The 14,484-nt window shown below is 33.1% G+C and carries 7 protein-coding genes; 1 reads left to right on the forward strand and 6 read right to left on the reverse strand.

Annotation, left to right across the window (positions count from 1 at the left end):
- Window positions 1-115: 115 nt before the first annotated feature.
- The 6 genes from Q4517_RS14395 to Q4517_RS14420 form a co-directional block, all read right to left on the reverse strand.
- A complete protein-coding gene (locus Q4517_RS14395; protein ID WP_303510824.1) occupies window positions 116-1,666 on the reverse strand; it encodes an AraC family transcriptional regulator in 1,551 nt (516 codons plus the stop codon).
- 151 nt (window positions 1,667-1,817) lie between these two features.
- The gene (locus Q4517_RS14400) at window positions 1,818-2,387 is read right to left on the reverse strand and encodes a TetR/AcrR family transcriptional regulator (RefSeq protein ID WP_303510827.1); all 570 of its coding nucleotides are present in this window, start codon (window positions 2,385-2,387) and stop codon (window positions 1,818-1,820) included.
- A gap of 10 nt (window positions 2,388-2,397) precedes the next feature.
- Window positions 2,398-3,798 carry an efflux transporter outer membrane subunit gene (locus tag Q4517_RS14405; protein ID WP_303510828.1) on the reverse strand — a complete coding sequence of 467 codons (1,401 nt, stop codon included), beginning with the start codon at window positions 3,796-3,798 and terminating at the stop codon, window positions 2,398-2,400.
- Window positions 3,799-3,800: 2 nt separating this feature from the next.
- The gene (locus tag Q4517_RS14410) at window positions 3,801-6,938 is read right to left on the reverse strand and encodes an efflux RND transporter permease subunit (RefSeq protein ID WP_303510830.1); all 3,138 of its coding nucleotides are present in this window, start codon (window positions 6,936-6,938) and stop codon (window positions 3,801-3,803) included.
- Between the two features lie 11 nt (window positions 6,939-6,949).
- Window positions 6,950-8,074 carry an efflux RND transporter periplasmic adaptor subunit gene (locus Q4517_RS14415; RefSeq protein WP_303510832.1) on the reverse strand — a complete coding sequence of 375 codons (1,125 nt, stop codon included), beginning with the start codon at window positions 8,072-8,074 and terminating at the stop codon, window positions 6,950-6,952.
- A 16-nt stretch (window positions 8,075-8,090) separates the two neighbouring features.
- A complete protein-coding gene (locus Q4517_RS14420; RefSeq protein WP_303510834.1) occupies window positions 8,091-8,585 on the reverse strand; it encodes a GbsR/MarR family transcriptional regulator in 495 nt (164 codons plus the stop codon).
- Window positions 8,586-9,364: 779 nt separating this feature from the next.
- Here Q4517_RS14420 and Q4517_RS14425 point away from each other — a divergent pair.
- On the forward strand, window positions 9,365-14,484 hold a 5,120-nt coding region (locus tag Q4517_RS14425), incomplete at its 3' end, for a beta strand repeat-containing protein (protein ID WP_368506471.1).

A 14,484-nucleotide genomic window follows, 5' to 3' on the forward strand; every position in this document is an offset into this window, starting at 1 on the left:
TTCATGTATAAAAAATAATAGCTAAGTACTACTTAATAATATCGTTTATATTAAGTAATAGTTCGCAAGATATAACCGTTTGATGTTATAGAAGTATCATTCTAAAGAGTGGAACCTAATTTATTAGTTTTTTTCGGTACTCTGATGGAGTATAACCCGTTTGTTCTTTAAACACACGGTTAAAAGTAGTTTTGCTTTTGAAACCAGAATCGTAAGCAACAGCAAGTATTTTGTAATCTTTGCTTGTAGATAATTGTAACATTTTCTTGGCTTCTCTTATTCGATATGAATTGATAAGTTGGTAGAAGTTTTTATCAAATTCAAACGAAAATACTTCGGATAAATGATGACTACTTAATGATAGTTTTTTTGCAAAGTTTGCTTGAGTTAAATCGTGATTTAAGTATATCTTTTCTTCTTCTATTACTTTTAATATTTTTTGCTGGTAAGAAACTCTATCTTCTTTTGACAATGAGGAGTTTTTATATTTCTCAGAAGTTTCTTTTATCTTTTCCGTTATTTTATTTGTTTCTTTTATAACACTTTTATCTTCATTCTTTTTTATGTAAATCCAAAATACCCCTCCTAAACCAATTACACAAAACACACTAAACCACAATAAACTTTTTTGTTGTTCTGAAAGTAATGCTTTTGTATTTTCTTGTGCTAAAACTGTTTCTTCTCTTGCTCCAATTTCTGCTTTTAACTCTTCTGTAATAGCTTTTTTTTGATTCTTAAGAAAACTTATTCGGCTCTCGTTATATTTCTTTTCTGCGCTTAAGTAAGCTGTTGTTTTGTTTTGCTTTTGATATATTATGGTAAGGTTCTCATAACATATCATTTCTATTTCTTCTATGTTTTTTTCAGAAGCTATTTTGAGCGCCTGTTTTAAATACTCTTCCGCTTTATTATAATGTTCTAACTTTAAATTTGCGACTCCTAAATTGACAAAAATCCATGCTTTTACTCTAGTATTTTTTTCAAAAGCCTTATATTTTCTAGCTCTATTAGCTACTTCAACTGATTTTTCATATTCTTCTAACTTATAATACGAACTGCTAATGTGGTTTAATGATGTTAAAACAATACTTTCATTTCCTGTTTCTTCTCCTATTTTTTTTACCTGCTGCGCATAGAATAATGATTTTTCCTCGTTATTTAAAGCAGAATAACTTATTGATAAACCGTTCAACGCAGCCATTTTTATTAAGTTTGGCTTCTTTGTATAAGCTGCTTGCTTTAATACCTTCTTCATGGTTTCTATACTCTTTTCATAAAGCTCTACATTATTGTATATATTCCCTAAGTTAACCAGAACTACAGTTTCAGCTTGCTTGCTTTCTGGTATTGTTTTAGCAATAGTTAAAGCTTCTTTATACAATGCGATACCTTCTACATATTTTGTTTGCATATTTAAGCTTATTGCTTGATTAACCATTGCTTTTACTTGTAAAGCTTTTAGGTTGTTCTTTTTAGAGATATTGTATAAAGAATCACTATAAATTTTATGGAGCTTGTAATTTCCTTCCTTATAGTTTTCTTGTAGTTTTTCTAAATAACTCTCTGCTTTTTTCTGAACTTCAGCAAACTGTGAATCTACTTTATTCTGACTATACAACTGACTTACAAGACTAAGTAATAGATATATGGTTATTTTTTTTAGCAAATTTTATTTATTTTCTACAAAAATACATCAAAATACTTTCTCTTAATCGTTTTTAATAACTACCTGATTTTCAAACACAAAAAAAGTGTCTTGTAGATATGATAACATACTACATGACACTTCTTATCAAAAACCACAAAAATTCGTGTACTTACTTAATTGGTTTTAGAGAGTTTAAATTATTAATAATCATATACTCTAATAGTACTTCTTTTGAGTAATTGCCAAACAAATTATCAGAGTCAAACAAACGGCTCTCTAATCCACTTAAATATAATTTACTAAATAATTCAAGATCTACATTAGACCTTATCTCTCCTTGTTCTTTAGCTTCTTCTAATAGATTCATTACATCTGTAGAAACAACATCTGCAGTAATTTCTTTATAAGCTTCGTAAGCATTTGGGTAGTATTTCTTTAATCCAAAAATAAATGAGGGTTTAAATTTTACTACATACTTAAAAACTACTTCATATACTTCTATTACTTTATTTAATGCTGATTTGTCAGATTTGAGAATAGGTGTTGTATCAATCTTAAATTCATTTATTAATTCTTTGATACTTTCAATTATTAATTCTTCTTTTGAAGAGAAGCAAGCATAAATGGTTTTTTTTGAAATTCCGAGTAGCTCAGCTATTTCATCCATTGTAGTATGCTTACTTCCAAAGGCTATAAACTTTTCTTTGGCTACTTTAATAAGTTTTGCCCTATTACTCATAATAACCTTCTTACTTCCAACCGCCTCCTAATGCTTCATATAAGTTTACAACACTTAACAACTGATTTAATTTGTTGTTAATAACATTTAACTCAGCATTTAAAGCTCTTTCTCTTGCTGTTAATAAGTCTAAATAGTTGGCATATCCATTTTTTAACAACTCTTCTGAGTTCATTTCCGCTCTTCGTAAAGCTTCAACCTCATTTTGTCTGTATTCAAATTTTTCGGTTTCCGCATTATAATCGAAAAGTGCATTTGAAACCTCATTTCCAGCGGTTAGCAAGGTCTTTTTAAAACTTAATAATGCTTGTTCTTGCTGTGCTTTAGCTACCTCATGTTGTGTTTTAATTTTCCTTTGATTGAAAATGGGTTGTGTTAAGCCTCCAATTATGTTTGCGAACAAAGAATTTGCACTTAATAATTCATCAAGTTCCAAACTTTGAAACCCACCTGTTGCGGTTACTGTTAAAGACGGATAAAAATTACTTTTAGCAACATTAGTCATCTCAAAAGCATTAATTAAACCATATTCAGCAGCCATAACATCTGGTCTGTTTCTTAGTAATTTTGCTGGAACTCCTATTTTAACTACCTCATCCAACTGTTGTTGTGAAAGTTTGCTTCTTTCAACAACTACCGATGTTCTTCCTAACAATAAATTTAGTGTATTCTCCGTTTTAAAAATAGCTGCTTCTAAATCTACTTTTAGTGCTTTTGCATTATTATACTGCGCTATATTTTGATCTACTGCTACCTGATTTACTTGTCCAGCATCTTTAAGAGCTTTAATCGTGTTTACACTACTTTCTCTCGTTTCAATGGTTTGTTCGGTAACTTCTAATTGAGCATCTAAAGCTAGTAATTGATAATATGTTGAAGTTATTGCAGAAACTAATTGTGTTTTTACCGCTTGATGTGCTGCTACACTTTGCAAATAACCTGCTTTTCCTGCTCTTTTATTGCTACGTATTTTACCCCAAATATCAGCTTCCCAAGAAAGGTTTCCTGTAATTTCATACTGATCTATACTACCATTAAAAAAAGACCCGAATTGACTGTTTTTTGCCAGTTCTTGGTGTGTAGCTTTTGCTCCAACACCTATACTTGGTAAATATCCTGCTTTACCTTGTTTCATATAAGCTTCAGCAGCTGCCATTTGTTGTAGTGCTACACGAATATCAAGGTTATTTTGAAGCCCTTCATCAATATATTTTTTTAAATGAGCATCAGTAAACATATCTTTCCAAGACACATCTGCCATTGAAAGACTATCTTGTGGCAAATTATCTGTTCTATACAAATGTTCTGTTTCTTTTAGCTCAGGACGTGCATAATCCTTCGCAACAAAACAACTTTGTAGGGTTGTAGCCATTACGACTACAACCAAAGTTTTATTTAAAATAAATTTCATAATTAATCTTCTTTAATTTCAACAACAGTTGGTTTGCTTGATACTTTTTCTTGTAACCATTGGAATACTACAAATAGTACAGGAATAACAAATACCCCTATTAATGTACCAATTAATAATCCTCCCGCAGCACCAGTTCCAATAGAGTTATTTCCTTCAGCACCTACTCCTTTTGCTAATACTAATGGCAATAACCCAAGAATAAAGGCGAACGAGGTCATTAAAATAGGTCTTAAACGTACTTTTGCTCCCTCAATAGCAGAGTCGTATAAGCTTTTTCCTTGCTTACGACGTTGTATTGCGAACTCTACAATAAGAATCGCATTCTTAGCTAGCAGCCCTAATAACATAATCAAGGCAATTTGGAAATAGATGTTGTTCTCTAATCCTGCTAAATAAGTGGTATAATATGCTCCTGCTACCCCAATCGGTAACGAGAAAATTACTGATAATGGCAATAGGTAACTCTCATATTGAGCTGCTAATAAGAAATATACAAACAAAATACTAATCATAAAAATGATGGTAGATTGTCCTGATGATGCTATTTCTTCCCTAGTAATTCCTGAGTAAGCAACACTATACCCTTCTGGTAAATTATTTTCTGCTAATGTGTTTATTTTGGTAATTGCATCTCCTGAACTATACCCTGGAGTTACCCCTCCGTTTACAGTAACTGAGTTAAATAAGTTAAATCTATTTACCGTTTGCGGACCATATACACGTTCTAAGCTTACAAATTGAGAAATTGGTGTCATTTCCCCACTTGGTGTTTTTATAAACATGCTATTTAAACTTTCTTCATTTATTCTATCTTCAGGTAACGACTGTACAAAAACTCTAAATTGCTTTCCAAATCTACTAAAATCTGCTGCGTAATTACCTCCAATATATCCTTGTAAAGCTGAAAGGATAGCACTTGTTGATATTCCTGCTTCTTTAGCTCTTTCTACATTTATATCTAGTTCTAACTGAGGGAATCCAGTATCAAAAGAGTTAGAAGCAAACGCTATTTCTGGCTGTTGATTTAACAAACCAACAAATTGTTTTGCTGTTGCATCCATTTCTGTTAGCGGTTTTGCTGCACGATCTAATAATCGCATTTCAAAACCATCAGCACTACCAAAACCTGGCACACTTGGTGGTGTAAAGAAAATGATGTTCGCGTCTGGTATCGTTGCTGCTTTACCAAATAATTGACCAACTATACTTTTCACTGACTCTGCATCACTCTCTCTTTCACTCCAGTCTTCCAAAATAATAAAGCCCATTGCATACGAACTTCCTTCTCCTGAGAAAAAGTTTCTTCCACTAATAAACGATGCCCCTTTTATTCCTTCAATTCCTTTTATACTCTCGTATAGTTTTTCTGTTACTTCATATGATCTATCTAATGAAGAACCTGCTGGTAATTCAGCATTCATAAAGACTACCCCTCTATCTTCCGATGGTACAAAACCTGTAGGTATTGTATTACTTGCCCAGACAATTGCTAAAACACTTACTCCTAAAATACCTGCAGTTACCCACTTATGCTTTACTAAAAAGCCTAACGATTGGGTATATTTATTGGTTACTGCATTAAATCCTGCGTTGAAGGCATCATAAAAACGTTGTAACAAGCCTTTTTTCTTATGATTTTCGTTATGTGGTTTTAATAACAATGCACTTAAAGCAGGTGTTAATGTTAAGGCGTTTACTGCAGAAATTAAGATAGCAACCATTAGCGTTACCCCAAATTGCTCATAAAATACTCCTGATGGTCCTTGTATAAAAGTAATTGGCACAAATACCGCCATCATTACCAATGTAATAGAAACAATTGCTCCACTAATTTCACTCATGGCAGAAATAGATGCTTTTTTAGCACTTTCTGCTCCATCTTCCAGTTTAGCATGTACCGCCTCTACTACCACAATGGCATCATCTACCACAATTCCAATTGCTAAAATTAAAGCGAATAGAGTTAATAGGTTGATAGAATATCCAAACAGGTTTAAGAAAAAGAACGTACCAATAATTGATACTGGAACTGCTATTGCAGGTATTAAGGTAGATTTAAAATCTTGTAAGAAAATAAACACTACAATAAATACTAATAAAAAGGCTTCTATTAGGGTACTTTTTACTTTGTTTACTGATGCTGTTAAGAATTTATTAGTATCGTAATTAATAATATAATCTAGTCCTTCTGGAAAATCTTTCTTTAGGTCTTCTAATTTCACATAAATATTTTCAATAATTTCTTGTGCATTAGACCCCGGTGTTTGAAAGACCCCAAAGTTAAGTGCAGGGCTTCCGTTTGTTCGTGATAATGATGAATAAGAAAATGCATCTAATTCTACTTTTGCTACATCTTTAACACGTAAAAACTGTCCATTTCCTAAAGCCTTTACAACAACATTTTCGTATTCTTTTGCTGTTTTGTATCGTCCTTTATATTTAATTACATACTCAAAAGATTCTCCTGAATTTTGTCCTAAAGACCCAGCTGCTGCTTCTAAACTTTGTTCATTAATTGCTGCAATTACTTCTCTGGGTTCTAACTTATAAGATGCCATTTTTGCTGGATCTAACCATACTCGCATCGAATAGTCTTTTGCTCCAAAAACATTTACTGCTCCCACTCCAGAAACACGTTGTAGTTCTGGTTTTACATTTATATTCAAGTAATTTTGAATAAAAACATCATCATATTCTGGGTTTGTTGAAAATATAGCTGCATATAAAAGTGCTGAGTTTTGCTGCTTTGCAGTAATAACTCCTGCTCTTGTAACTTCTGAAGGCAATAATGCATTGGCTCTAGCAACTCTATTTTGTACGTTTACCGCTGCAATATCTGGGTCGTACCCTTGCTCAAAGAAAACTTGAATACTTGCTGTACCTGTATTACTTGCAGTAGAAGTCATATAGGTCATTCCTTCTACCCCGTTTATTTGTTCTTCTATAGGAACAATAACACTTTCTAAAATTGTTTCGGCACTCGCTCCTGGATAAGAAGCAGTAACCTGCACCGTTGGTGGTGCTATATCAGGATATTGCGTTACCGGTAGTTGTGTTAATGACAGTACCCCCAATATTACTATGATAATAGAGATTACTGTAGAGAGTACCGGACGCTCTATAAATTTTTGTAACATGATTTTCTTTATTATTTAAATACCGTATCGAATGAGTTAACTATACTATCTAAAGATGTTGGAACTGGTTTAATTTTTGCTCCAGATCGAACTTTATTTAACCCTTTTGCTAAAATTGTTTGTTCTGATTTTAATCCTGATTTTACTACATAAAGCTTTCCTACTTGCGCTTCAACTTCAATAGTTTTTTCAGCCAAAGAATCATTGTTCACTGTATAAACGTATACTTTACCTTGGCGTTCAAATGTAGATTCTGAAGGTATAACTAATGCCTCGTTATGTACTTTAGGTATTAGGATTGTACCGCTACTCCCATTACGTAATAAACCAGCTTTATTATCGAACTTCGCTCTAAAACTAATAGTTCCTGTCTGTTGGTTAATATCACCTGCAATGGTTTCAATAGTTCCTGTTTGCTCATACTCTTTACCATTAGCTAATAATAATTTTACTGGGGGTAGTTTTTTAATTTTCTCATCCATCGTAGTTCCTTCAGCGGAAGCAATGAAATTTAAAAACTCTTTTTCATTCATAGAAAAGTATGCATATACATTTTTTATAGAAGCTACTTTTGTAAGTGGCATTGCACTTTGTGCACTTACCAAAGCTCCTTTTCTATAATTAATTGAACCTACAAATCCGTTTACTGGACTTTTTATATTTGCGTAGTTAATATTAGCTATAACACTATTATATGTACTTTTAGCCTGTGCTAAATTAGCTTTGGCTGTTTCTAATTGTACTGGACTAATAATATTTTTTTCTACTAATGGTTTTAGCTTATTAACCTCTACCTGTGCTGTGTTTACAACTGCTTTTGCTGCTTCAGCATCTTGACTTAATGATTGTGTTTCTAACTTAAACAACAATTGTCCTTGTTTAACCTTTTGTCCTTCTTTTACTAAAACGTTTTTTATATACCCAGAAACCTTAGGTCTTATTTCACTATTTACTTCTCCTTCAATAGTTACAGGGTAGCTTTGATAATTAGTTATTGTTTTTTTAGTAACCTTAACTACCGGAAAAGGTAGCGTAGGCATCTGCTGTTGGTTTTGTTGTTGTTTTTTTTCACAGCTTGTAAAAAATAATGCAACAATGCTAAGAATAGCAATACCGTATATGTGTTGATATTTCATTTTATGTATATAATAATTAGTGTTTGTGGTTTATGATTTTTTCTTTTAATTTAGTTACAGATGTTATTGCTCCATCTAAAAATTCAATAAAACTGTCATGAAAACCAAGATCAATTTTATCTTCTTCTTTCAATGTTTTATTAATATCTTCTTTGTACTCTTTAACTTCTATATGTAATTCTTTTTCTCCTTCCCATTCTTCTACCATATTACTTATTCCTTTTAGCATTGTATCGCTATTAAGAATGAAGTATTTTTTTCTATCACCTGTTTTTGTAAAGTAACTTACTTGTTTTAATCCTTGTAAGTGATTAAGGTGTGTTGAAATTGTACTTTTACTAGCACAAAGACCAGACACCAAATCTTCAAAAGTTGTTCCTTGTTTTCCTGTTAAAATAATATGTGAAAATATTCTTGCCGCCACTGGAGCTAACTGTTCTTTTTTTTCTAAAAAAATCCCTAGCTTCTCAACCAATTCACATTTCTTCTTTTCTACTTGATTCATCTTCATTAAAAAATTTACGATGCAAAAATAAGTTTAGTTCGGAACAAACCGAACCAAACGAAGTTAAAAAAATGTTAATACATTCTTAACAAAGAGGATATGAAGTCTTTTTCTTTCTCTTAGCTACATAACTTATTTCATTAAATAGTTATCGTGAAAAACTATCTTCTTACTCAAAAAAAGACTTTTAAAAAACAGAGAAACAATAATTAAAACCAAAAAAATAAAATTTTATTCATTGTTTTTGTAATGTTTTTTTATTATATTCACAAAGTATTAAGGGTTTTAATTGTAATTAAATAACGTTGAAAATTGTGATTTCTCTCCTCTTACACCCCCTTAAAGTTAAAATACTATTTACTGTCAATAGCTAGTTATTGACTGTTGGAAACTAGGTAATTCCTTTTTTTGGTTTTACTGGAACACATTTAAGTTTTTTAAATTTTAAGTCTCTCGCATTATGATTATTTTTCTCTTACCTCATCAAAAAGGTTAGCTATAGTTAAACACTATTATTTTTAACCAAATTTTAAAGAACCAACCTACTGTTATTCCAATAACTACACAGTTGCTTTTATAGACTACCAATATTTGGAAGTCTTATAACTAACTATACTCCCCGAAAAAATAAAACCTGTTTCTTTACTTTGTTAGAAAATTAGCTATCAAACCCTAAGTATTTAAAAGCTATTTGTCAACATTTTAATTAATGTAATGTTGCCTCTGTCCAATAGATTTCTATTAGGAATTGGCAATGCTTTACAATGTCTAACCAGCCAATTATTATGAAAAGAACTACCCATAAGCATCTAATGCTGCAAAAAACTTGCATACATTTTAAACTCACTTTTATATTTTTCTTGTTTTTGACTCTTTCGTCTTTTTCAGAAAAACGAAATCCAAGTGACAATATTAATTATTCTTCACCTATAACTGTTCCTTGTAACACCGATACTCCTGTCGCTATCTCTTCATCTAGTTTTACTGACTTAACTGTAACTGAAGATACTAGTGGACTTTGTTTATTGGGGTGTGGTATTTCAAATCTCAACAACCTAACAGATACTGACCTTACGAACTACACTACAGTTTCTACACTACTAGGACTAGGTGTAACCCACACAATAACAGCAACCGATGACACTATAGATGAATATTTTGAAGCAGGAAGTTATGCAGGCTTTTTAGTAGAAAATGGCACTGTCGCCCAAATAGACTTACTGGGAGCTATTACTATAAGAACCTACCTAAATGGTGTTCAACAGGAAACAAACTCAGGGGGTTCGTTAGTAACACTTGATAGCTCTCTTTTAAATAACGATCAGTTTTATGTAGGCTTTTACACTACATTAGACTATGATAGTATTGAAATTTCGGCAGCTAGTTTAGCTGGTATAGCTTCTAGCACCAATATTTATTATCCTGTTACTAATAGTTTTTGCATTGGTCCTAATTTAGAACCCAATACTCCTACTCTAATTAATAAACCTGATTTCCCTGCTCGTATCGTTGATGAACACACTGGAATGGGAGGTGTTTTAAATGTTGGTACCGTAACCAATACTAATGCTGCAGTAGATTCTAATGACAACTCATACGCTAGTATTGATTTCACTTTAGGTGTTATAGCTACTGGAAGTATTTCTATAAAAGACGAATTAACAAATTACCCTGCACAAACTTATGTAGGTTTTGATATTGAAAATGCTTCTATTTTAAACCTTGAACTACTCGATGGAATTACTATAACAACTTATTTAGATGGTGTTCAACAAGAAGTTAAAGCAGGTAGTTCTGAATTATTATCAATAGATAGTGGCTTACTATTTACTGGTACAGAACGATCACAGGTAGGTTTTGTAACTTCATTACCTTTTGATGAAGTTCAGCTATCAATTCAACAGACTCTTTCTTTAGATCTAGGGAGCACTCGAGTTTATGGTCTCATATTAGAAGCTTTTAGTGAAGGTGATTTAAACTGTGATACTGCTACATTACTAAACAACCCTTCTCAACCTGTTATAATTAACAACACAAATACTGGTATAAATGGGGTGGCTTGTGTAGCCTGTGAAGTAGATAATGCAACAAATGTTATTAGTGAAAGTGAATCTGACTTTGCTATGATAAATGTAACAACTGGTGTTGCTAGCACAGCTTCTATTTCTGTTGAAAACGTTTTAAGTAATTTTCCTTCTGGAAGTACTGCTGGATTTGTTATTAGAGACACAAATGACTTACTAGAACTAGACCTTTTAAATTCTCTAACTATAACGACCTACTTAGATGGCTCTGTACAAGAAACACAAACTGGGAATAATTTATTAGCTCTTGAAGCATTAGGGTTAATAAATATAACTCCATCTACAACTAATGGATATTATTTAGTAGGATTCCCTACCACACTTGAATATGATGAAATTCAGCTTACCGTTAGCTCACTTGCTGCTATTATTAATAGTATTGAGGTATATGGCAGTTATGTAGACAACTCAATAAAAATATCTGGAAGTAAAATAAAAGAAACATCTATAGGAGCTTCAGACGGAAGTATTTCTTTATCCGTATCTGGAGGAACACCTCCTTATACTTATTTATGGAGCCCTGGTAGTGAAACATCATCTTCTATTTCAGGATTAACCCAAGGAAATTATACTGTGACTGTAACAGATTCTAATGGATGTCAATCTACAGCAGAATATATTATTTATACAGACGGCGTACAATCCCCTATTCCTTGTAATACAGAAAACCCTGTAGCAATAACAAATGATAATTATACAGACTTAACAGTAGATGAAAACACTTCTGGACTCTGTGTAGTAGGTTGTGGTATTTCAAATGCTAGTAATATTATAGATACTGACCCATCTAGCTTTGCTTCCGTATCTACACTTATCGGTTTGGGAGTAACACATACTTTAACTATTACTGACAACACTGCTGGTGAATTTAATGAGTCAGGTGGTTATGCTGGCTTCTTGATAGAGAATACGTCTGTTCTTCAAGCCAACCTTTTAAATGCCATTACTATAACAACCTACCTTGATGGAGCACAGCAAGAAACGAATACTAGCACTTCTTTACTTGCTTTAGACAGTCCTATCTTAGGTGCTGATCAGTTCTATGTTGGTTTTTATACTTCAATGAATTATGATGCTGTAGAAATTTCTATTGCTAGTTTAGCTGGAATTGCATCCACAACAAACGTTTACGCTGCTGTAACAAATAGGTTTTGTGAAGGGTCTGAATTAGCCTGTAACACCGCTACACAACTAACTAAGCCAAACTTTCCAGTTAGAGCAGTAGAGGAACATACTGGAAACGGTGGTCTTTTAACATTAGGGAGTGTAAACAATATTAATAATGCTATTGACTCTGATACCTCGAACTACGCTTCTATAAATTTATTAGCTGGGGCTGCAGGTACAGCATCAATAGCATACAAAAATGAGATTACCGATTACGCTACAAGTACTTTTGCAGGTTTTGACATTGAAAACACTACGCTTTTAAACACTCAATTGTTTGACGCTATAACCATTTCAACTTATTTAGACGGAACACTTGTTGAATCTAAAACAGGTACAACCGAATTGCTTCCAATATATTCTGGTTTGTTATTAACAGGAAGTGAATCTGTACGATTAGGGTTTATTACTACCGCTCCTTTTGATGAAGTACAACTTTCTATGACACAAACCCTTTCATTAAATCTGGGTAGTACCAGAGTTTACGGAATGGTAGTTCAATCTTTCTGTCCAGGAACAATCAATTGTGACGAACCTTATGTACTATCAAACCCAAGCAACTCAGTGATTATTAATAATGATAATACAGGAACTGATGGTATTGCTTGTGTAGCTTGTGAGGTTGATAATGCTGTAAATGTTATATCTGAAGACAATTCTGATTATGCACTTATAAACATTGTAGCAGGTGTAGCTGGAAGCGCATCTATATCTGTTCAAGATGTACTTGTTGACTATCCATCTGGCACACAAGCAGGATTTGTCATCAGAGACACAAACGACTTACTTCAAGCAGATTTATTGAATACACTCACAATTACAACTTATCTTGACGGTATTCAACAAGAACAACAAACAGCAAGTAACCTACTTGCTCTTGAAGCTCTAGGCTTAGTAAATATTACTCCAACTAGCACAAATAGCTTTTACGTTGTAGCTTTTGATACTAGCACAGCTTTTGACGAAGTTCAATTAACTATAGCCTCATTAGTTGCCGCAGTAAATTCAATTGAAGTTTATGGTGGATATATTGATGCGACTAACACTTCTTTTTGTCAGCAAGCAGACATTGCCTTATTAAAACAAGGTGTTTTTAATGATATAGACAATGACGGATGCGCAAATCCTAACGAAACAATTACTTACACGTATACCGTAACAAATACAGGTAATGTTAGTATTACCAATGTTGAGTTAACCGACCCTATATCTCCTTCTCCTTTAACATTAAATTCTGGTGATACAGATGGCGATAATGAGCTAGATGTTGATGAAACATGGATATACTCATTAGACTATATTATCACTCAAAACGATATTGACAATGGCTCTGTTACTGGTCAAGCCACTGTAATAGGAGTAAGTACAGGAGGAACTAACGTAAATGATTTATCTGATGACAACAGCACTTTAGAAGACGACCCAACTGTAATCAATTTATGTCAAACTGAAGATATTGCGCTTATCAAACAAGGAACCATTAATGATGAAAATGGTGATGGTTGTAGCGACAATGGAGAAACAATAACCTTTATCCTTTCTGTAATAAATACCGGAAATACAACTTTAAACTCAATAGTCGTAACTGACCCTTTAATAACAGTTTCTTATACTTCAGGAGATACCGATTCAGATAATGAACTAGATGTTGATGAAACTTGGATATATACAGGATCCTACAGTATTACTCCAGTTGATATTACAAATACATTTGTTCAAAATCAAGCCACAGTACAAGCAAGTACTGTTTCAGGAGGCACAGTAAATGATTTATCAGATGACAACAGTGCTTTAGAAGATGACGTAACATCTGTTGATTTATGTCAAGCACCAGACATAGCCGTTGTTAAAACAGCAACCTTTAATGACGAAAACTCTGACGGATGTAGCAATGCTGGAGAAACATTAACCTACACAATAACAGTTACAAACCAAGGGAACACTGGCTTGATAAATGTTACTGTTAACGACCCTCTACTAGGCGGAGTCGTTGCACTAGACTCAGGAGATATAAACACCAACAATACCCTTGACGTAGGTGAGGTATGGATTTATACTGCTAATTACCTTTTAACTCAAAACAATATTGATACTGGTTCAGTTACAAATCAAGCTACAGCAAGTGGTGAATCATCACTTGGAGTTGTTGTTACAGACTTATCTGATGATAACAGTGTTCTTGAAGACGACCAGACACAAACTACCTTATGTCAATCCGATGGTATTGCACTTATTAAGACAGCCACTTTCAATGACGAAAACACAGATGGATGTAGCGATGTGGGAGAAACCATCACCTATAGTTTTACCCTTACAAACACAGGAAACACTACCATTACCAATGTAGTTCTTACCGATTCAATGTTGGGTGGTATACTTACTCTTGCTTCAGGTGATACTGATAGCGATAATCAACTTGATGTTAATGAAACTTGGAGTTATACTGCCAATTACACCATTACTCAAGCCAATATTGATAATGGTTCAGTAACCAATCAAGCAACTGTTACAGGTACAAGTATCAGCGGCAATGACGTGAATGATTTATCTGATAATGATAATGTACTTGAAGATGACCAAACACAGACTACATTGTGTCAATCCGATGGTATTGCACTTATTAAGACAGCCACTTTCAATGACGAAAATACTGA

Origin of the sequence: Tenacibaculum sp. 1_MG-2023, from assembly GCF_030547425.1 — a bacterium.
Classification (GTDB): Bacteria; Bacteroidota; Bacteroidia; order Flavobacteriales; family Flavobacteriaceae; genus Polaribacter.